The 21,028-nt window shown below is 69.6% G+C and carries 17 protein-coding genes and 1 pseudogene; 3 read left to right on the top strand and 15 right to left on the bottom strand.

From position 1 onward, the window contains the following. Positions 1-847 precede the first annotated feature (847 nt). A complete protein-coding gene (locus tag ABD374_RS29975) occupies positions 848-1,249 on the top strand; it encodes an ATP-binding protein (protein WP_344499495.1) in 402 nt (133 codons plus the stop codon). Positions 1,250-1,360: 111 nt separating this feature from the next. On the opposite strand, the gene ABD374_RS29970 is transcribed toward ABD374_RS29975, so the two are convergent. From ABD374_RS29970 to ABD374_RS29905, 15 genes and pseudogenes are all read right to left on the bottom strand, one after another. Further along, a complete protein-coding gene (locus ABD374_RS29970) occupies positions 1,361-2,071 on the bottom strand; it encodes a thioesterase II family protein (protein ID WP_344499493.1) in 711 nt (236 codons plus the stop codon). 45 nt (positions 2,072-2,116) lie between these two features. Next, positions 2,117-3,388: an APC family permease gene (locus tag ABD374_RS29965; RefSeq protein ID WP_344499491.1), complete on the bottom strand. Its 1,272-nt coding sequence runs from the start codon at positions 3,386-3,388 to the stop codon at positions 2,117-2,119. Beyond that, positions 3,385-4,110 (bottom strand): thioesterase II family protein, encoded by a 726-nt coding sequence (locus ABD374_RS29960; RefSeq protein ID WP_344499489.1) that lies wholly within the window; start codon positions 4,108-4,110, stop codon positions 3,385-3,387. The genes ABD374_RS29965 and ABD374_RS29960 overlap by 4 nt, the downstream gene beginning before the upstream one ends. After that, the gene (locus ABD374_RS29955; RefSeq protein WP_344499487.1) at positions 4,107-5,339 is read right to left on the bottom strand and encodes a cytochrome P450; all 1,233 of its coding nucleotides are present in this window, start codon (positions 5,337-5,339) and stop codon (positions 4,107-4,109) included. Before ABD374_RS29955 ends, ABD374_RS29960 begins: the two co-directional genes overlap by 4 nt. After that, a complete protein-coding gene (locus ABD374_RS29950; protein WP_344499485.1) occupies positions 5,326-5,559 on the bottom strand; it encodes an acyl carrier protein in 234 nt (77 codons plus the stop codon). The genes ABD374_RS29955 and ABD374_RS29950 overlap by 14 nt, the downstream gene beginning before the upstream one ends. After that, on the bottom strand, positions 5,556-6,977 hold the full coding sequence (locus ABD374_RS29945; protein ID WP_344499483.1) for an AMP-binding protein: 1,422 nt from the start codon (positions 6,975-6,977) through the stop codon (positions 5,556-5,558). The genes ABD374_RS29950 and ABD374_RS29945 overlap by 4 nt, the downstream gene beginning before the upstream one ends. Further along, positions 6,974-8,749 carry an asparagine synthase (glutamine-hydrolyzing) gene (gene asnB, locus ABD374_RS29940; RefSeq protein WP_344499481.1) on the bottom strand — a complete coding sequence of 592 codons (1,776 nt, stop codon included), beginning with the start codon at positions 8,747-8,749 and terminating at the stop codon, positions 6,974-6,976. Before asnB ends, ABD374_RS29945 begins: the two co-directional genes overlap by 4 nt. A gap of 4 nt (positions 8,750-8,753) precedes the next feature. Then, positions 8,754-10,493 (bottom strand): non-ribosomal peptide synthetase, encoded by a 1,740-nt coding sequence (locus ABD374_RS29935; RefSeq protein WP_344499479.1) that lies wholly within the window; start codon positions 10,491-10,493, stop codon positions 8,754-8,756. A 69-nt stretch (positions 10,494-10,562) separates the two neighbouring features. Further along, complete coding sequence (locus ABD374_RS29930; RefSeq protein WP_344499497.1) at positions 10,563-11,327, bottom strand: SDR family oxidoreductase; 765 nt, start codon at positions 11,325-11,327, stop codon at positions 10,563-10,565. 38 nt (positions 11,328-11,365) lie between these two features. Further along, on the bottom strand, positions 11,366-12,208 hold the full coding sequence (locus ABD374_RS29925) for a fumarylacetoacetate hydrolase family protein (RefSeq protein ID WP_344499477.1): 843 nt from the start codon (positions 12,206-12,208) through the stop codon (positions 11,366-11,368). A 56-nt stretch (positions 12,209-12,264) separates the two neighbouring features. Beyond that, the gene (locus tag ABD374_RS29920; RefSeq protein WP_344499475.1) at positions 12,265-13,278 is read right to left on the bottom strand and encodes a beta/alpha barrel domain-containing protein; all 1,014 of its coding nucleotides are present in this window, start codon (positions 13,276-13,278) and stop codon (positions 12,265-12,267) included. Positions 13,279-13,708: 430 nt separating this feature from the next. Then, positions 13,709-13,954: pseudogene (locus tag ABD374_RS34760) on the bottom strand (thioesterase domain-containing protein); the annotation flags it as partial. Between the two features lie 2,107 nt (positions 13,955-16,061). Then, the gene (locus ABD374_RS29915; protein ID WP_344499473.1) at positions 16,062-17,225 is read right to left on the bottom strand and encodes an oxygenase MpaB family protein; all 1,164 of its coding nucleotides are present in this window, start codon (positions 17,223-17,225) and stop codon (positions 16,062-16,064) included. Between the two features lie 26 nt (positions 17,226-17,251). Further along, on the bottom strand, positions 17,252-18,304 hold the full coding sequence (locus ABD374_RS29910) for a polyprenyl synthetase family protein (protein WP_344499471.1): 1,053 nt from the start codon (positions 18,302-18,304) through the stop codon (positions 17,252-17,254). After that, positions 18,297-18,596 carry a polyprenyl synthetase gene (locus ABD374_RS29905; RefSeq protein ID WP_344499469.1) on the bottom strand — a complete coding sequence of 100 codons (300 nt, stop codon included), beginning with the start codon at positions 18,594-18,596 and terminating at the stop codon, positions 18,297-18,299. Before ABD374_RS29905 ends, ABD374_RS29910 begins: the two co-directional genes overlap by 8 nt. Before the next feature lie 926 nt (positions 18,597-19,522). On the opposite strand from ABD374_RS29905, the gene ABD374_RS29900 reads away from it, so the two are divergent. Continuing rightward, positions 19,523-20,035: a hypothetical protein gene (locus ABD374_RS29900; RefSeq protein WP_344499467.1), complete on the top strand. Its 513-nt coding sequence runs from the start codon at positions 19,523-19,525 to the stop codon at positions 20,033-20,035. 81 nt (positions 20,036-20,116) lie between these two features. Beyond that, on the top strand, positions 20,117-20,962 hold the full coding sequence (locus ABD374_RS29895) for a DUF4097 family beta strand repeat-containing protein (protein WP_344499465.1): 846 nt from the start codon (positions 20,117-20,119) through the stop codon (positions 20,960-20,962). Positions 20,963-21,028 lie beyond the last annotated feature (66 nt).

Raw genomic sequence — 21,028 nt, 5'->3', positions numbered from 1 at the left:
ACAGCGGTCCGCTGGGCCCCGGTGACTTCGCGCAGGAACGTGCCCGGGATGGAAATGACGTAGGTGGTCACGCAGACTCCCTTTTCTCGTGTCAAGCCGCCCGGCGCTCCCGCAGAGCAGCCGGACCTGTCCGGTGTCGAGCAGGAACGAGAACCCCTCGGACGCGGTGCGCCGCACATCTGCGGCGGCGGCCCGGCGTTCTCCGGTACGGGCCCGGGCAGGTCAGCACGGACGAGACCTGACGCCACAACCCGTTCGGACACCCCGCCGCACCACTTCGAGGAACACGACCCATTCCCACATCCTGCCCCACCGCAGCGGATGAACCCGGCACTTCCGGTCTCCCCTGCCGGGCAGGCCGACTCCACCTGGCGGGTGGCGGATGACGGGTGCCGGCGTACACCCGGGTGTGCTCCGGGAGGCGCACCCGAGCGTGCCCGGTTCCCTCGCTGTTCGACGGCGGTGGAGGCGAGGGGGCCGGCCTGACCGGGAGGCGGTACGGGAGGGGATGCGGGACACCCCGCCCCCGTCGTTGCCGCCCTCGCCCGCGTTCTCGGCCCACCTGCGCCAGCCGTACCGCCAGGTCGTTGAAGTGCCGTCCCGGTCGCCGAGTGCGGTGAATCCGCACACGGAGCAGCGCCGGGAGGTTCCGGGGCGGCGGCCTTGATCGGGCTTGACCTCAAAGGTCTGCCGGGTGGAGGGAGAATCTTGGGACATGCGGTGGAAGTCCCGCACTGTTGTGTGCCTGCGAAGTGTGGTTGGCCAAGATGGGGTGACCCGCTCGGGTGACCGAACGGCATGAGAGACGCGCGGCCGGTGCTGTGGCCGCAGACGGGAACGAGCGCTGATGGACCACGACGTCATACGGGCGGGAGCCGCGTACGAGGGAGGCAGCCCCAGTGTTGCCGCCGCCCGGGACTTCCTCACCTCCTTCCTCACCCGCGCCCGGCGCATAGGCGTCGCGGTGAGTGAGGATCTGGTGGAGCGGGCGCGGCTGGTGGTCTCGGAACTGGTGACGAACGCGGTGAAGTACGCCCTTGGGACGGTGTCACTGCTGCTGGAGCTGCGGCCCGGGGAGCTGGCGATCACGGTGTCCGACACCTCGCCCGCCCTGCCGGCGCCCCGGGCCCCTGATGCGGGACGGATCGGTCAGCACGGCCTGGAGATCGTCCAGGCCCTGTGTCACGACCTTCAGGTCACCGAGGTGGCGGGCGGCAAGCACATCAAGGTCCACCTCAGTCCCCTGTGAGCCAGGGAGGCTCCTGCCGGTCAGGGGCGCGGGGGCAGGCACGTTCGTGGCGGAGCTGTGGTCACCGCGGAAGCCGAGCGCCTGCCCGGCCTGCCCTGTCCGACGGCTGGTTCAGTGAGTGAGGCCGTCCCGGATCTCGCGGAGCCACGACGCGCACCCCGGTGAACGGAGGAAGTCGGAGTGCCCACCGGGAAACGTCCGCCGGGAGAAGGCGTCCTCCGTCGAACTGCTCCACTCGGCGACCGCGGTGTCCGATGTCAGCGGATCGGCGTCGCCGCGTACGGCCAGGACCGGACAGCGGACGCGGCTGGTTCCGGTGGGGGTGAACTCACCGAGCAGGCGCAGGTCGTGTGCCGTCGTCTCGGCCACGACGCCCCGCCACTCCTCCGACGGGGCGTCGGCCAGCACTCCGGGGTCGATGCGGTCGAGGTACTCGGCCGCCGCCGAGGGCGAGTGGGAGGCCTGCTGCGGCACTCGCAGCAGGCCGGGCGCCGGGGCGCCGGCCACCACCAGCGCCGAGACGTCGATGCCGGCTTCGTGCAGGGCCGGCACCGCCGCGTAGGCCACGTAGGCTCCGTAGCTGTGCCCGAACAACACTGGGCACGGCCCCGGCCGTTCGGCGATCTGCTCGACGCACGACCGGACGACCGCGTCGAACGACGCGGCCGGAGTTCCGAAGTCCCGTCCGAAACGGCCTGGGTAACAGACGAGCCAGGACGTGGGCCCCAGCGCCTCCGCCAGCGGCCGGAGCTCACCGCCGAAGGACCCGGCGCCGGGGAAGAACACGGTGGAGCGGTTGCCGTCGTTCATCACTGTCTCCATGACGTGTGCGCCTTCCTGGCATTGCTCGTTCGGGTCTTCGCTCGTTCAGGTCTTCACGCGCTCGCGTCCGGTCTCCCGCGCTCGGCGGCCGAGCCCTGCGATGCCCAGCAGCAGGACGGCGTACAGGGCCCAGCACAGCCACATGGGCGTTCCTGCCAGAAGGGTCACGCAGAGTACCGTGACGGCGCACAGCGCGCTGACGACACGCGCCCCGGTGCCCCGGGCCAGCCTCGCGAACGCGGCCGCGCCGACTCCGTACAGGACGAAGTAGATGCCGCCGGAGAGGATGAACAGGAGCTCGAACGAGATGAGATCGGTCCCTCCCAGGACCGCGATCACCGCCAGGACCGATCCGACGGCGAGCACGGACGTCACCGGGTTGCCGTCCCGCTCGCGCATCCGTGTCAGCCGGGCGGGCAGGTATCCGCTGCGCGCCAGGCCGAACACCAGGCGCGACAGCGCCAGGACCGAAGCGAAGACGTTCGCCGTGATGGCGGCGACGACCAGGAACAGCGTGACCGGACGGCCCAGGTCTCCGAGCGACCGCTCCGCGAGGATGAGCAGGGGGGCGGAGTCCAGCGCCTTGTCGCCCGGGTCGACGGCCACGAACAGGCTCAGCAGCAGCAGCGCGTACAGGGCCACCACGATCACGTAGGAGGCCGCGAAGATGCGCGGGATGGCGTCCGGGCGCTTGTGCTCCTCGAAGGTGAAGGCCACCGTCTCCCAGCCGGTGAACGCGACGAAGACGGCGGTGAGCACCACCCCCAGCGTGCCGAACTCGGGGACGTCGGCACTGGGCGGCTGCACGCCGTGTTTGCCCAGCGCGACCAGCGCGGTACAGGTGACCAGGACGAACAGGCCGAGTATCAGGGCCACCTGGAGCTTGCCCGAGACGTTGGCGCCCGCGCACGCGACGGCGGTGGCACCGGCGAGCACCACGATCGGGAACGCCCAGGCGAGGCCGGGCACCCCGGAGAACTCGGCGACGTAACGCCCGCCGGTGATGGCGGTTGCCGGGATGCCGGTGACCAGCGCGAGCGTCGCCATCAGTCCGGCGGCGCGCCCGGCCGTCGGGGTGAAGGCGACCTCCGAGTAGTGGGCGACCCCGGACGCCGAGGGGTGGCGCCGGCCGAGCCACGCGTAGCAGTACAGCAGCGGGATGACCGACACAGCCGCGATGGCCCACGGCATCCAGGCGGACGTGCCCAGTTGGTGATAGCTGGTGCCGGGCAGGATCATCATGCCGCTGCCCAGGATCGTGGCCAGCGCCAGGAACGTGCCCACGACACTGCCCAGCGACTTCTGCAGAACGCTCACACCGCTCCCGCCTGCGCGCCGGCCAGGGCCGAGTCGACAGCGCGTTCGAGGACTCCGGTCAGCGACTCGTCGATCGCGTGCCCGCCGTCCGTGATCGTCAGGTGGAATTCCCCCGACACGCGGTGACGCCAGGCGGCACACCGCTCCAGGGGGATGAACATGTCTCCGCGGGTGGAGAGCACGTGCAGGGCGTCGAGGGGGCCGGTGGTGCTGACCCGCTCGGCGAGGCGGTCGGCGACGGCCGCGTCCTTCCGCAGGCGGTCCGCGATCTCCACCAGCATGTCCTCGTCGTCGAGCAGGTCCCGCGGAAATCCGTCGTGCGCCAGGATCGCTGCGATCTCGGCATCCGATAACTGTGACATCGTCGGTATACGTCCTAAGGAGTCCGGGCACGGGGTGTTGATGATCAGCAGGGCGATCGGCAGGGCGAGCCGCGCCGCGAGGCCGTCGTACATCCGAATCGCGGACAGCCCTCCCATGGAGTGCCCGATCAGTATGGCGCGGCCGGCGGACGCCTGGTCCGCGGCACGCCCCAGCTCCTCGACGCAGTGCGCCTGCCACTGCCCCGACGCCAGGGCCTCCGCGGTGGCCGGGTTCGGCAGGGCGAGGTAGGCCGCGCCGCGCCGGGCGGCGACCTTCTCCCCTTGCTCCAGCGTGGTGCCGCCGGCGCCGGCCGCGGGGAAGGAGACGACCAGATCCCTGCCGTCGGTCGGTCCCCTCATGCGCCGACGTCCTTGGCGTCGACCACCTCGACCTGCAACTCGGTCAGCCCGAGCATGAAGTTGGAGTGCAACCGCTGGGGCCGGTCCACCACCACGAACGCCTTGTCCCAGGCAGCCAGTTCCTCCAGGAACGTCTGTATCTCGAGCGACGCCACCGGTGCGCCTATGCAGCGGTGCACGCCCGCGCCGAAGGCCAGCTGCTTGTTGTCGGGACGGTCGATCACGAACGCGTCGGGACGGTCGAAGACGGCGGCGTCCCGGTTCGCCGACATGTTCCACAGCGTGACGAAGCTGTTGGCCGGGATGACGTGGTCGCCTACGGGGAACTCCTCCACCGTGAGGCGCTGCACGTAGCTGTTGGTGGAGGTCCATCGCAGGAACTCCTGGGTGGCAACGTCGAAGGGCACGTCACCGGCCACCACCTTCTGCCACTGGGCACGCTCGTGGTGGATGGTCTCCACGGTCAGACTCGCCGTGTGCGGGGTGGTCTCGTTGCCGCCGACCGCGACGTTCAGCCCGTTCAGCAACGCGACGTCGCGCGGCATCTGATCGGCCGCGACGAGCTGGGCCAGGAAACCGATCATGTCGTCGGACGACCCCGAGCTGATACGCCGGCTGATCAGGTCGTCGATGAACTCGAGGACCTCCAGCTGCGCGTCGACGAGAGCGTCGAGGGGGGAGCTGCCGACGTAGGCCTCGTCGCGGTAGCCGATCATCGTCCGTGTCGCCTCCAGGAGGGCGCCGGCGTCCTGCGGGGCGATACCGAAGAGGACTTCGAGCACCCCCTTCGGCAGCTCCGGCGCGACGGCCTTGCTGAAGTCGACCCGGTCTCCCACCGACAGCCGGTCGAGAGCCCCGCGGATGTTCCGGCGCACCGTTCGGCCGGCCTTCCCCAGCATCTCCCGGCTGAACCCGCTGCTCTTGACCGGCTTGCGGAGGGCCGCGTGCTCCGGCTGGTCGGCCACGATGAGCATGCGGCCGGAGGCGGAGTCCTTCTCCGGGCGGTAGGAGCCGTCGATCATCGTGCCGTAGGACGAGCTCAGTCGGTGATGGTCGACATAGGCCGCGTACACATCGGCGTAGCGCGTCAGCGCGTAGAACTCGTAGCCGTCGGCCCTGCGGTGGACCGACACCGGATGGTTCTCCCGAAGGTCGGCCAGGTAGGCCCACGGGTCGCCGTCGGCGAAGAACTCCGCCGAGTACAGAGGGCTGTCCTCAACCACCAGCATGCCGGGCTCCCATCAGGTCGGCGATGCGCGCGGGCGTGCGTCCCTCGAAGAAGACGTGCCCCGGCACCTTGACGCCAGTCCGTTCCTTCAGCAGTGCCCGGCACCGCAGCACGGCCAACGAGTCGACGCCGGCGTCGAAGATGTCGCTGTCCTGCGTCAGATCGCGGTTCAAGACTTTCCGCAGGCACTCGATGATTGCGTCTGGTGAGATGTCCGTCATTTCTTTCCGACCTTCTCTGTCATGTGGTGTTGGTCCATCAGGGAGGAGAAGTCGATCTTTCCGCCGGTTTTCGTCGGGAACGTGTCCACCAGATGGAGCCTGATCGCGGGCGAGAACGTCCTGACGACCGATTCGAACCGCGACCGGGCGGCCGGGTCCGTCGAGGCTCCGGCCCCGGTGCGCACGAAGGCGACCGTGCTGTGCTCGTCCTGGGCCACCCGGCAGTCGAGGACGTCCGGCATGTCCGCCACCCGGTGCTCCAGTGCCGCCGCGTCGACGCGCATCCCGTTCACCTTGATCTCGCTGTCGAGCCGGCCGGCGAACACGAGGTTGCCGTCGCCGTCCACGCGCACCATGTCGCCCGTCCGGTAGGACGCGTATCCGTCCTGGACGGGGAACCGGTGGGCGAGGACGCCGTCGTCGATGTAGCCGGCGCAGACGAGGGGGCCGGTGACCACGAGGTGGCGTGTGTCGTCGGAGTGCCCCTCCGTCTCGTCCAGGGTCTGCCGGCATCCGTCCAGCGGCGTGCCGATCGGTATCGCCGCGGCGGCGAACTCCTCGGGCACGTCGTACCGGTGGGTGGCGAACGTCGCCTCGGCCGGGCCGTACAGGTTGACGAAGCGGTTGACCAGACCGGCATCCCGGGCCTGCCTGAAGGTGGCCGCCCGGAACTGCTCGCCGCCGCTGAACACCCACGGGATGCCGGCGACGCACTCGGGTACGGCATCGACGAGGGTGGCGACGACGGCGGCCGGCAGGAGCACCCGGTCGATGCCGTACCGCTTGGTGAGTTCCGGCCACGCGAACACGTCCTCGTTCACGTGCGGCAGGCAAACGACCTTCCCGCCCGTCGCCACCGTCCGCCAGGTGTCGAACCACCAGCCGTCGTAGGCCGGTGTGGCGAAACTGCCCGCGGTCGGTGCTCCGTTCACCGGTACGTCCAGGCCGCGGCAGGCGAACAGTGCCAGCAGGTTGCCGCGGGTGACCGCCACGGCCTTGCGGCTGCCGGTGCTGCCGGAGGTGAAGCTGACCGCGACGACCTCCTCGGGAATACGGTCGTCCGGCAGCCCTCCGGAGGACCACTGCTCCCGCTCGACCGCGGGGGGCGAGCCGACGCGGACCGTCACGGTGAGGTCGGGCCGGACGCGGCCGAGTTCGTCGGGTCCGAGGTCACCGTCATCGGTCACGGCGAGACACCCTGCCCGCCAAACCCCCAGCTGCGCGGCGAAACTGCCCAGTTTCGTACCGGACCGGATCCTCACCACCCGGGCGGCGCCGTGCTCCGAGATCGCCTGCTCGACAGCGGCGGCCAGTTCTCCGACCTGCGCCCAGCTGTACTCGGAGTCGTTCTCCACCCACACGGTGTCCCGTGAGCGCCATCGCTCCGCGCGGATCAGGTCGTCCCAGGCATCCTTCATGGTCGTAACCCCAACTCGTCGATCACCGTACTGATACTGATCACGCTCAGGCGGACGTCCCACTTGTCCGGTGTGGGATCGGCGGCCAGCGCGTCGAGGGAGTCCGGCAGGAAGACCCCGCTGGCCTCGACGAGGCCTTTCCAGTCCGACAGCCTCCGCTCGTCCGCCATCGCGTCCAGGCCGTACGCCGTGAACCCCTGCTTCGCCCGCCGCAGCACCGACTGCGGGACGAGGTCCGCGTAGGCCGCCTTCAAAGACGCCTTGCCCTCGAAGTCCGCGACCTTCTCGTCGTCCCCGGTGCGCAGCGCCAGTGACACCACGTCGTTGCCGAGGAACGGGTAGCGGCCCTCCACGGAGTTGGCCATGAGCATCGCGTCGCCGTGGTCCCCGAGGAGGTGGCCACTCAGTTGCACGTACACGTCGGCAATCGACCGCAGCTGCATCGGGGTGAGCCCGGCGGCTTCCTGATCGGTGAAGGGGATCAGCCTCTCCCGCCAGAACTCGTTGCCGGACAGGGCGTCCAGGGCCGTGGGCGTCAGGCACAGGCGTCGCCGGCGGGCCAGTCTGTCCCAGTCGACCTCCCAGTCGAAGTCGGCTCTGCCCCAGGCCTGTTCGTTCTCACTGCGGCTGCCGCGCGGCTTCCTGCGCGCGGCGTCGAAGACGTAGGAGTCGTAGCCGAAGAAGAGCTCGTCGGCGCCCTCGCCGGAGATCACGCCCTTGAGCCCGGCTTGGCGCACCTCGTCCGAGAGCATGAGCGCCGCGACGTTGTACGTCTCGCGCTGCGGGTAGCAGCAGTGGCGCACCATGGCGTCGAATCCGGTGGCGATGTCGGCGGGGCTGCAGAGGATCCGCCGGTGTTCGCTGCCCACCGCCTCCGAGACCTCGCGCTGGAAACGCCCCTCGTCCAGGGCGGCGTCCTCGAAGAGCACCGAGAAGGTCTTCGGAGGCTTCTCCAGGACGCGGGTCGCCTCCATCACGAGGGTGGAGGAGTCGAACCCGCCACTGAGGTAGGCGCCGATCTCGACGTCGGCGCACAGGCGGTCGCGGACCGCGCCCCGCAGCGTGTCGCGTACGTGCTCGGCCGTCCCGGGCCGGTCCGCCTCCTCGAACTGCCCGTAGCGCCAGTAGCGCACGGTCCGGGGGGCACCGTCGCCGAACCGGACCACGCACCCCGGCGGAACGGCGTGGACATCGCGTACCAGGGTCCGCGGCGCGACGACGTTGCCGAGCGACAGGTACTGGTCGACCGCGCCGAGGTCCAGCCGCCAGGAGTTCGGAACGGACGTCACCAGTGGCTTGAGTTCGGAGGAGAAGTGCACGTGCGTGCCGATGGTCGTGTAGAACATCGGGCAGATCCCCCACCGGTCGCGTCCCAGGTGCAGAGTGTCCCTGGTCCGGTCATAGATGGCGGTCGCGAACTGCCCGTCGACGAGTTCGAGGCCGGCGGGCCCGTAGCGTGCGAACAGCTCCGGGACGACCGCCACGTCGAGCCGGTTCGCGGGCCCGTGCTGTCCGAGACGCGCGCGCAGTTCGGCCCAGTTGTATATTTCCCCGTTGGTCATGGCAACGAAGCGGCCGCTGGAGTCCTCGGCCGGCTGCCACCCGTCCCGCAGCGCGGTCATGCCGAGACGGCCGAGTTTCATCGACAGCGTGGGTGTGCTCAGTGAATAACTCTCGTCAGGTCCCCGGTGGGTGAGCCGGGAGTGCATGGTCGCGGCGACGGCCCGGTCCAGGGTCCCGTCCGGCGCGAAGGTTCCGCACAGACCGCACATCGCGCTACACGCTCCGTTCCTGCAGCTGGCCGACGAGGACCCGCAGGTTCTCCGCCCGCAGCACGTCCCGTATGCCGGCGTCCACCCAGCCGAGCCCCCGCATCTCGTTGACGAGGACGACGGCCGACGCGGAGTCACCCCCGACCTCGAAGAAGTTGTCTTCCAACTGCACGTCGTCGACCCCGGTGAGGGTGCGTACGAGGTGCAGCAACCGCAGGTCCGGCGAGGAGGGCGGGGCGTCCTCGGCGGCGAGCCTGCGGCGGCCGACCCGCAGAGCGTCGCGGTCGACCTTCCCGTTGGGTGTGTAGGGGAACGACTCGACGTGGTCGAGCACCGAGGGGATCTTGTAGGGGTCCAGGAGGCCTTCCAGGTGCCGGCGTACGGTCCGGGGGTCGGGTTCGCCCTGGTAGTAGCAGACCAGTACGTCCAAGTCGTCGGCGTCCGCGCCGTCGTGGGCCTCGGCCATCACCACCGCGTCCCGGACGGTGTCGAGCCGGCACACCGCGTTCTCGATCTCGCCGGGGTCCAGCCGGTAACCGCGGACCTTGACCTGCCGGTCCAGCCGTTCGACGAAGTGCAGTCGGCCGTCGCGGTGTTCGACGATGTCGCCCGTGCGGTAGACGCCGGCGTCGTCAGTCTGCCGGAAGGACTGCACGCCGTGCTCGGTGAGGTAACCGAGCGCCACGCTGTCGCCGGTGATGACCAGCTCACCGCGCTCGGCCCCGCCGTCGGTGGCCGCGGTCGCGCCCTCCACCGCGTCCACGTGGCGGATGTGGTACGCGCAGTCGCCCACCCGGGTGCCCAGTGGCACCGAGTCCCGGCACTCGTCCGGGTCGAGCGGGTCACTGAGGAGGTTGCAGACGGTGGTCTCGGTGAGCCCGTAGGCGTTGTGGAAGCTCGCCACAGCCGACCATTTCCGGATCACCGAGAGCCGGCACGGGCCGCCCCCGTTGACCACGTGCTCCAAGCTCATCGCGGCGGTGGGCTCGGTTGCCGTCAGAGCGAACGGCGTCGTCTTGAGGTGCGTGATCCGGAATCGCTCCAGGGTGTCCCGCAGGATCACTCCCGGTGCCAGGTGACTCTCGTCGAGGACGACCAGGCATGCACCCGCGGTCAGCGTCCAGAGGATTTCGGTGAGGCATCCGTCGAAGGTCAGGCGGGCGAACTGGAGCGTCCTGGAATCCGGGCCGACCGAGAGCCGGTCCACGTGGTCGCGGATGACCGGGGCGAGCGGGGCCGCGCGCACCAGGACGCACTTGGGCTTCCCGGTGGAGCCCGAGGTGGTGATCGCGTAACCGAGGTCTCCGTCGGTGGACGGCAGTCCGCGCGGCGGCCGCCACTCGTCGCCGGGCGCGCGGTCGGCGGGCAGCCACTGCGGCCGCACCTCGGTGAGATCCACGTGCCCGCCGGGCGAGGACGTGGTGGCCAGCAGACGGAGACCGAGCAGCCGGACCTTGTCGGTGTTGGAAGCCCGGCTGTCCCGTTCGTCGATGACGACGAACGGGCGCCGCGCCTTCAGCGCCCCGACCATGGCGACGACCGCGCCGATGTCACGGCAGCTCTCGATGCCGATGAACTCGCCGGGTTCCGTACGCACGGCCAGTCGGCGTGCGAAGTCATCGGTGAGCTCACCGAACTCCTGGTAGCTGACGGCCCGGTCCGCGGTCCGCAACGCGTCGCCGTCCGGGAACTCCCGTACCGCGCGTTCGATGCCGTCGACGACGGACATGTGACGGGTGTGCACCTTGCCCTCCTCATCTGTGACGTGCCGTTGCCCTGCCATGGGGTGAGCGGGGCTGCCGCACCCTGTCGTTCAGATCGATTTGTCGTATCCGCCGTCGGACCGGATGCCCGTGCCGGTGATGTAGGCCGCCCGGTCGCTCGCGAGGAACGCCACCAGTTCGCCGATGTCGTCGGGCGTTCCATAGCGGCCCAGCGGTATCGACTCCAACGCCGCCCCTCTCACCGCGTCGACGTCCGTGCCGAGTCTTCCGGCGGTGGCCGCGTCGACCGCCCGCAACCGGTCGGTGTCGACCTTGCCGGGGATCACGTGGTTGACCGTGATGCCGAACCGGCCCGTGCTGTCCGCGAGGAGTTTCAGGTAGGACTGCAGCGCCGACCGCACGACGGACGACGCGGCCAGGCCGCCGATGGGTGTCGACAGCGAGCTGGAGGTGACGGCGACGAGACGCCCCCAGCCCTTCCGTTTCATCGACGGCAGGCCCGCTTCGACGGCGCTGTGGAGCGACAGCAACATCAGGTCGATCGCCTGCCGGAGCCGCGCCGCGGACAGCTCGTCGACCGTGCCGGGGGCGGCTCCGGGGGAATTGAGGAGGATGATGTCGTAGGGCCCGGTGGCGGCAACCTTCCCGCCGACGTCGGCCGGGTCATGGAAGTCACAGGCGAACGACGCGTTTCCGCTCCCCGGCAGGCTTGCGGCCACTTCGGCGGCCCGGCTCTCGTCGGTGCCGGAGACAGTCACCGAACTGCCGTGGCGCGCCAGGCACCGCGCGACACCGAGGCCGATCCCCCGGGTGCCGCACAGCACCAGCGCACGTTTGCCCTCCAGGTCGTACATGATCACCCTCAGACTTGTGGTGGTGTTCCGCGACAGTGCTATCGGACCGGGTGAGTGAGCGTGCCCACTCCCTCCACGACCGCCTGGACCGTGTCGCCCGGGTTGATCACCGCGGCGCCCGGTGTGCCGGTGCAGATCACCGTTCCGGGTGCGAGCGTGCGCCCTGCGGTGAAGTACTCGACGAGATAGCCCAGGTCGTACCGCATGTCGGCCGGTGTGGCCGACGCGATCGTCTCGTTGTTGAGGACCGTGGCGATCCGGACGGAACCGAGTTCGTCGCCGAGTTCGTCCACGGTCACCAGGATCGGACCGATGCTGCAGAACGTGTCGAATCCCTTGGCCCACGGTATGTAGCGGGGATTCTCCCGGATCGCGTCCTCGGCGGTCATGTCGAGGACGCCGGTGACGCCGGCCACGACGGACCGCCAGTCCTCCCGCGAGACGTTCTTGCACGCCGTGCCGATGACCAGTCCCAGTTCGGCTTCCGCGGTCACCCGCTTGGACTGGGTCGGCAGTTCGATGTGGCCGCCGTTGCCGACCAGGCAGCCGGCCGGCCGCAGGTAGGAACCGGGACCCGAGGCCGGCTGCTGGGCGTCCAGGTCGTCGGAGTGGCGCCGGTAGTTGAGGCCGGCGCCCCAGATGTCCGTGCCGTGGTCGGCGACGGTGGCGGCCGACCTGAGGTCCAGGCCCACGGGATCGACGCCGTCCCCGTGGCGTTCGACGGCCTCGCCCAGCTCACGCAGTTCCCGCGCGCCGGCGATGTCACCGATCCGCGTGACGTCCTCGAAGCCGCGAAGGCTCCTCAGCGGCAGCCACCTGTCGCGGTGGCTCACGACGATCTCGTGCCCACCCGCGGCTGAGGCGGTCCTGGCCAGTCTCATGGTGCTTCTCCTGTTCGACGGTCGGTCGGAGAGGGGCACGCCCCCCGGGGCGCGGCCTAGGCGGTGATGCGGCTCGCCGCGGTACGGAAGTCGGCCTTGCCCGGGCTGTGTTCGGCGATCTTGACCGCTGTCTCCATCAGTCGCGCCGGGTCGGCGTGGTACTCCTCCGCCAGCTCTTCCACCAGCGGGAAGAAACCGGAGTGGATACCGATCACCGCGCCAAGAACCTGCATGGTGCGGTCCTCGCGGATGGCGTCCATGTTGGTCCGGGAGTACTCGGCGAGCTTCGCCAGCTCCTGGTAGTCGAACAGGTCGCCCCTCTCCAGCTTGATGACGCCTGCCAGCGATTCGATCGCCGCGTTGCCCGAGCCCCGGCCGATGCCATTGAGCGTCGCGTCCACGACGGTGGCGCCGGCCTGGAAAGCGGTGACGCTGTTGACGTTGGCCATCCCGAGGTTGTCGTGGCCGTGGAAGCCGACGACCGGGTAGTGCTGCCTGACCGCGCTCACGTAGCTGTGCACGTCCTCCGGGAGCATGGCGCCGTAGGAGTCCACGACGTAGACGCCCTCGATCGCCGGGGAGATTCCCTCGAGGAAATCGACCAGCTGGTCGACGGGGGTCGCGCTCGACTTCATGAGGTTCAGGTACACCTGGCCGCACACCTCGGTGGCCCGTCGCAGGTAGTCGAGGTTGTCGGGGACCTTGTCCGGCTCCATTCCGACGCGGACGAACGACATCCCCTTCTTGCACAGTTCCTCGACGGTCTCCAACCGGGTGAAGTCCGGCTGGGCGAACATGCCCCACGGCTTGTCCGTCAGCGTGGAGGCGGCGATCTCGCTCCAGCGGCGGTGGTCGATGTTGCAGGCCTTGATCCCGGTCTGCTCCGCCTCGAGCCCGAGTCCGTGACCGACCTCCACCCTGGTGACCGGGGTCTCGTTCAACCGGATGAGGAGGTTGGTCACGAAGGTCTCGTCCAGCTGGAAGTCGACGGCGTAGGAGCCGTCACGCAGTGTGCAGTCAAGCAGTTCGATCTTCGACGTTCCCAAGAGGTTTCCGCCCGTTAAGGACATGCCATCACTCCTCAATCGAGAAATTTTCCGGGTGTACGAAAGCTGCTTTTCGCGCAGGCCTCGATATCTGCAGTGCGGTATCGATGAAGATATGCCATGACACACGGCCGGAGGGAACGAGAGAGGGCTTTCGCAGCTCTTCTTCCACCCGAAGGGTCGGCTTGTTGGAGCCGATCCACAAAAGTGCCTCAGGTGCAGATCTGGCAGCGCAAAGGAATGTGCCGGAGTTTTCTTCGGCGTTGCCCCGTCGAATAATTCTGGCGCGGGGTCATGCGGTATACGTTAGGAGTGCCGCCCAAGGTTTAGCAAGAGGTGCGGGCCGGTGAATCTCATCAATTTCGCTCCGACCGAAACGGCCATTCCTTCGTACTGACTCTTCGCTTGAACCGCTCCCCGCGAGAAAGGGTGGCAGCTGCTGCTTCCACCGCACTCAAAGGAATGAACACGCATGTCGTCGCGACGGGGAAATCGTGTGGGTCGCGTTCCGTCCGGCCGCACCGGCCAGGAGACTGCCCAGGCCGGCGGCCGGCTCTGTGCCCGTAGTGGCCGGGATGACGACCTGCCTGACATGCGCTCCGGCCGCGACGAGCCGCCATGCCGCGCCGAAGGCGACGAGTCCGCCGAGTGAGCGGCCGAGCAGCTGAAACTCTCCGTCCGGGTACACCTGTGGCAGGGTCGCGGCGTAATCGGCCGGACAGTCCGGTCATGGGGCCGACCGGTCCGCGGTCGCCGCCGAAACCCGGCACTTTGGTGCCGTAGGCCGGCCGGCCGTCACCGAGGAGACGGGACGGCGTGAGAGAGGAGTGGGCGGATCCCGGGCCGGCATGGGCACGGAAACGCGGCGTCGCGGTGCTGTCGGGGCCGAGCGGGGGAATCCGTTCTGCGTCATCCCTGGGTATGGGGAGCTCTTTCATCGTCATACCGTTCCTTCAACCTGTCTCAACCTGTCTTCTCGTCCACCACGGCCGCGACCGCCCACACGGTGACGTTGCCGTACAGCGCCCGGACGCCGGGCTTGCTGCCGAACCTCTTTACCGGCCCGGCTTGCTGCGCGTGTGGCCTGCGGTGAGTGGCCGCCGACGCCGGAGAAGCTGTCCCCGGCGCCCAGCGTGGGCAGGGACGGCATCTCGTCGAAGAGGTTCGGTGACGAACCGCTCGGTCGGCGCACGGGGCAGACCCGCCTGTGTATTCATGCGCATGTCATTCCCATATCCGGCGCGCCCGTCGCCGATGGGATCAGAGCACGTACCACTGACTCCTCCATGGACACGAAGGACGCACGCCCCTCCCCCGTCGGCCGAAGCCCGGCCGGCGAAAGTTCATGCGGCTCTGTGGGGAGCCGCCGCGAGGCGGTCTTCGCAACGGCCGGTCGCGTGGCGGCCCCTCCGGGGACGGCCGGGGCCGGTCGGCCGTCGGTAGCGGAACGGGACCGCCCCGGAGCCCCGGGGTGCCGCCGATCAGGCCGACGCACAGCCCGTCCTGCCGAGGACCGGCGACGGGGACGGTCACCGCAGTCAGCGGAAGTACCAGGTTCGCGATCTGCACGCCTGCAAGCCACAGCCCCTCGCCCGACCAGAGTCCGCGAAAGGCGGCATCGCACCACAAGCGCCTTCGAATCATCATCCGTGAATGGTTCGCGCAAAAGCGGTTTTCCTATGTCATCAGGCATTTCACCTCACCGATCCGCCCGCGCGCCGGAAAGGCGGTGAAGGGATTGATAAGAGTTAGCCAGACAATCCCCACCGCGCACCGGTACACGTGAAGGCCGAGAAGGCGGGGAAGGCAAACCTTCCGAGAAAAGCTGAGCATAACCCGACGGTCCGTCTGGACAGAAACCCGTTCCGCGCCTTGCCTCAGAGCTTCTTCGGATGAGCAGGTCGGCTCCGCCGGAAGATGCCTTCTGCCGTAACGCGTCCTCGGAATTTCCCATTCTCGACTCCCGGACTCACACGTGTGCGGGGTGGTTGCCGGGCCACGAAGACGGCCCGACCCGTGCGCAGATACGGGTTCCCGATTGAGCTCCACTGAACTCACCACACGCGCCTTTGGCTGAATTGCGCGGGTGCGGACCCGGATCCGGCGTCCCCTCCGGCCGGGGCAACCGGCGGGGCCGCGGCGTGCCCCTCGGGTGTTACTGCTGGTGCGAGGTGGGCACGGTCCGGCAGCAGCGGCATCGGTTCCGCATATGCACCGGGCACGGCGATCCGCGTCGGGCGGTCAGTTTCAGCCTGCCGGACGCAGCGCGGCCACCCCTCGGCGCTCGCCTCCACCCCGAGCGGCACAAGTACGCACGTACTCGCGCCGGGAGCCGTTGCTGCAGACCTGTCGGCCGTGACGCTGCCGAGGCGACTCTGCCCCTGTGGTCAGCGAGAAGGACAGCTCCCATGCGCACTCCGCTCAGACGCGTCACCTCCGCCCTCGCCTCTCTTCTGGCCCTGGACAGCCCGGCGGTCGGCACCACCGTGATCTCCGAAGTCGCGGCTCCGACCACCGCGTACACCGCGGCATCGTCCACGCTCGGCGGTTCGATCACCCGGACCGAGATACTCGAACGGGCCAAGTGGTGGACGGACACCTACGGCGTCATCTACGGCCAGGACCAGGCCGACGCCAAGGCGTCGGTCACCGGCGAGAAGTACCGCCCGGACTGCTCCGGCTTCGTGTCGATGGCCTGGCGGCTCCCCCGGAGCAGCGGTTGGGACCGCAACACCGGCAGCCTCGACGCCTTCGGGGGCACCACTGTGGGAACCAAGGAGGCGCTGCCGTTCCGGAGGCAGCTGTCGCTACCCGCTGATGGTTGCCGGGGGCGGGGTCCAGCGGCTTGTGGGCGGCACGGTGCTGCTGACGCCGAAGTCCTTCTTGAGTTGTTCGGGGATGGCGTAGTGCATGACGCGGCCGCGGGTGAGGGAGCTGAGTTCGAGGAGGGTGGTGAAGTGGCCGAGGCGGTCCAGGGCCCAGGCTCCCAGGGGGGAGCGGTCCTCGATCGTCTCGAAGATGTTGAGCAGGGCGGGGGCGGTTTTGACTGCCGTGTCCCAGGAGGTGCGGGGCACTTGGAGCCAGTCTGCGCAGGTGTCGCCGATGAGGTAACGGATGAGGGCGCCGACGACGGGGTCGAAGAAGGTGCCGGGAACGACTTCTTCGTAGAGGCCGATGAGCTGGCGGGTGAGCTGGGCGCCTTCTTCGCTGGGTCCCATGTGTCGGGTCATGTACAGGTCGGAGAACTCCCGGGCTGCCTGGAGGTCCTCGGGTACATGGTTCTGGTCGACGCCGAGCATGGCTCCGACGACCCGCCAGGCGTAGTAGTAGGCGTCGGCGCCTTCGGTGCTCATGTGGATGCCGAGGCGGTGCAGGGCGTCGAGGACCTGGACGGAGAACATCATCTGCCCGCCGATCATGTCCTCCTGGCAGATCGGCGTACCGAGGCCGGCGATGTCCCAGCGGCCCTCGCGCTCGAGGTGGTGGCGGATGGAGGCGTGCAGCAGGCGGACCTTCTGGGCGGCCGGGATGAACCGGCTGCCGGCTTCGAAGGCGTCGGGCTGCATGAGGTAGACGGTGAACTGCCCGGTCTCGGCCATGCGCTTGGACGGGTACTTCAGCGAATGGGTGGCCGACAGGAGTTTCGCGACGTGCGGGAGGACGTAGCAGGCGGGCATGGAGGCGAAGGACAGGGCGGTGGAGATGTGCACGTTGTTGTCGATGAAGAACAGCCGGGCTTTCTCCATCTCGCCCCAGTCCACCCATGCCGGTGGCGCGCTGCTCTCGTGCAGGTACGCGCGGGCCACCTCCGGCAGGCCCCGGGGCAACTCCTGGCCGACGGTGGAGACATACCGCATGAGCGAGTTGAATTTGCCCACCTCGCCGCGCTCGAACAACGTCGCCACGGTCGCGTCCGCCAGCTCGTCGCCGGCCAGCCGGAGCGCGTCCATGGATGCTTGGGTGTAGGTCATCGGTGCAGCTCCCGGGGGTGCGGCGGTCAGTGGTGGCGGGCGGTGGCGAATGCCGCCAGGCCGGACAGGGCGTGGTGCGCTTCGGCGGTCAGGTCGGCGTCGGCCAGAATCTCGCGGGCTTCACGCAGCCGGGTGATGATCATGTCTTCGACGCGGGTGACGGCTCCGGTGCGGCGAGCGATCTCCCGTACCCGCTCCACCTGCTGCTCGCTCGGGTTCCCCTGTCCCAGCAGATAGTGCAGTTCGCGGCGCTCTCCTGGGGTGGCGGACTGCAGGGTGTGGGCCATCAGGGCGGTGGGCCGGTTGCCGGTCAGGTCGTCGGCCGGGTTCTTTCCCGTTCGTGCCGGGTCGCCGAACAGGCCCAGCAGGTCGTCGCGCAGCTGGAATGCCTCACCCAGCGGCAGGCCGTAGCCGCTGTACGCCTCAAGCAACCGCGGCGGGGCGCCGGCCAGGAGGCCGCCGATGTGCAGCGGATGTTCGACGGTGTACTTGGCCGTCTTGTAACGGATGACTTTCACCGAGGCGCCCGCATCCGGCTCGGCGCCGGTGCGCAGGATCTCCAGGCACTCTCCCGCCACCAATTCACGGGCCAGTACTCCCCACAGGGGCCGGGCCCTGCTCAGGTAGGCCCCGGGCAGGCCGCAGGTGGTGAACAACTGGCCGGCCAGCGACATCAGCAGATTGCCCGTCAGCATGGCCAAGGCCCGGGCACCGGCTTTCGGCCGCGTACGGTCGGTGAGCGCCTCGCGCAGTGCGATGTGCGCGGTGGGCCGGCCGTGCCGGGTACGGCTGCGGTCGATCAGGTCGTCGTGGACGACGGCGGCCGCGTGCACCAGCTCGATCGCACTGGCGGCGCGTACCAGCGCCTCGCTGTCGGGCTGGCCGGACCCGCGCCAGCCCCAGTAGCAGAACGCCGCCCGGAACCGTTTGCCGTGCTCCGTCGCCGCGTGCAGCTGCTCGGCGACCATCGCCAGACAGGCATCGATGTCGGCCAGCGCCTGAGCTTCCGCGGTAACGAACTCGTCGATGACCTGGTCGACACGCTTCTTCAGTCCGGCGTGCTCGGCACGTTCACTCACTGCCGTTCTCCGCCCGGGCGTGAGCGGTGACGGTGCGGGCGGTGACGGTGCGAGCGAGCACCTCCAGGTGGGCCGGCGGCGTGGCCGCGTACCGGTCCAGGACCAGGCGCCCGCGCGCCTTGGCCTCCTCCTGACCATCAGCCAGCAGCTCCCCCAGGTCGGCTCGGCGCAGCAGAGCGCCGATGCCTCCCAGAGCGCTGCCCACCCCCGACACGGCCAGATCGGCAAGGCCGGCCACCAGAGCGAGAGCATCCCCGGTCAGGCCCGGCCCGCAGCCGTCGCGATGTGTCACAGCATGTCCCCCTGGACGGCAATGCCCGCCCTGCCTCGGCCGGCTGGCACAGAGCAGGGGTCGGGCGGTGTTCGGCCCATGACGCGATCCGAGTGTGACCGCCGAGTCCTCCCCATGTGGCCCATATGCACTATCGAGTGATCTTTCTGTGAAGATCCCCCCTCGCAGCGCTTGGCCGAGAACATGCAGCGCTTCAGGGATGACCGCCGCACGGCCACCTCCCGGGTCACCGGCGGACCAACGCCACCGATCGTCCGCGCCCACCAGAACGCATCCGGGTGTCTCGCACCGGGCGGGGCCGACGACCCCTGTGAGAACCGGCCGACGCCCAGGGCCACCGGTCCTTCCGCAGCCCTCGCACGGTCGGAGATGCCATGGAGGGCACCACGACACCGGCCGGACCACACGGCCCGCCACGAGCGGAACCCGCCGTCTTTTCGGTGCATCTCCCTGTGGGGCCATCGCGGGCCGCGGCCGGGGCAGCCGCTGGAGGGCTGTCCCCCTTCCCCGCACGGCGGCACGTCGGCACAGCGGCACGGCGGCACGTCGGCACAGCGGCCACGGTGGCACGTCGGCCACGGTGGCGCACGGGCGGATCCGGGCCGACGCGTTCGGCCACGACCTCACACAGGCCCTGGCCGGGCGGGCCCGATCACGCCGCCGCCTCGGGTGGGCCCGGCCCGGCGGCAGACCGCGAGGCGGAGGCAGGCCACCCTTGTGGCATCACATGGCATCGGGGTGGCACGCCCCTGGCGCCACATGGCGCCATTCCGCACCCCTGAAAGGACATGAGCACGCATGGCGCCACAATCACCCAGCCGAGCACTAGCGCGTTTCCGCAGGTCAGAGCTACCCGGCGGGCCGCCGATCCAACAATGCCACCTCGCGGCTTGCACGCTGCGCCATTGTGGTGCCATGATGGCGTCATGGACCTCACCTCGTATGTCGACACCCTCCGCCGCGAACTCGCGGTGGCCGCCGAAGCCGGCGGCGACGAAGCCCGCGAGCTGGCAGAGAGGCTCACCGCCCCCTTGGAGTCGGCAGCCCGGCTGACCATGCTCAACGTGCTCTCCGCCGCGACGGACGAGATCACCCGCAAACTCGCCCCCGGCTCGGTCGACGTACGGCTGCGCGGGCTCGACCCCGACTTCGTGGTGACACTGCCGCCCACCGACGGCGGCGCTCCCGCGGAGCCCGCCGCGCCCGTCGAACCGCTCAAGGTCCCGGCCGACGGCGAAGAGGGCGGCACCGCCCGCGTCAACCTGCGCCTGCCGGCCCACCTCAAGGCCCGCGCCGAGGAGGCCGCGGGCCGCGAGGGCCTGTCGGTCAACGCGTGGCTGGTGCGCGCCGTGTCGGCCGCGGTCGACGGCGGCACCCGGCCGCGTACGACGGAGAAGGCCCAGACCGTCGGACAGAGCTTCACGGGCTGGGTGCGCTAGCCGCGCCCCGCCCGCACCGCTTCACCCACACCACGTCCCGCGAGCGGGGACGCCCTGAAGACCCAAGAGGACGGGACAGCCATGCCTTCTTTCGACACTCCCGAACCGATCTCGGCCACGGCGCACGTGGAAGCCGGTTCCATCCAGTTCACCGCAGGCGACCGCCTCGACACCGTCGTCGAAGTGCGGCCCCGCGACCCGAAGAAGGACCAGGACGTCCGGACGGCCGACCAGACCGAAGTCACGTACGCCAGCGGCGTCCTGACCGTCAGGACGCCCAAGCAGCGCTATCTCGTGGGGCGCACCGGCACCGTCGACGTGACGGTCGAACTGCCCACGGGCTCGCACATCGACATGACCGGTGCCTGGGCCCAGGTGCTCGGCGAGGGCCGGCTCGGCGAGGTCCGCGTGAAGACCTCGTCCGGCGACGTCCGCCTCGACACGACGGGCCCGCTGAAGCTGACCGCCTCCCACGGCTCGATCACCGTCGACCGGATCGAGGGCACGGCCGAGATCACCACCAGCTCCGGCAGTCTGCGCGTCGGCACCGTCGACGGCCCCGCCGTCCTGAAGAACTCGCACGGCACCACGACCGTCGGCACCGCGACCGGCAACCTGCGGGTGAGCGGCGCCAACGGCGACATCGACATCGCGCGCGCCGAGGGCCCGGTCGTCGCCACCACCGCCCACGGCACCCTGCGCGTGGGCGAAGTGGCCCGCAGCAGCGTGCAGTTGGAGACTTCCTACGGCGCCATCGAGGTCGGCATCCGTGAGGGCACCGCCGCCTGGCTCGACGTCAGCTCCGGCCACGGGCAGGTACGCAACACGCTCACCACCTCCGAGACCCCGGAGAAGACCGAGGAGACCGTGGAGGTCCGCGCCCGGACCCGCTACGGCAACATCGACGTGCGCCGCGCCAAGCCCTGACCCCGGAAGAACCGGCCTCACCCCACTCACTCCCCCAGCCACTTCAGCCTTCGAACGGGAGGGCCC

Source organism: Streptomyces enissocaesilis, assembly GCF_039533765.1.
In the GTDB taxonomy this organism is placed as follows: domain Bacteria; phylum Actinomycetota; class Actinomycetes; order Streptomycetales; family Streptomycetaceae; genus Streptomyces; species Streptomyces enissocaesilis.
Note: the sequence above shows the minus strand (reverse complement) of the source record. Positions and strands in the feature narration are given on the sequence as shown.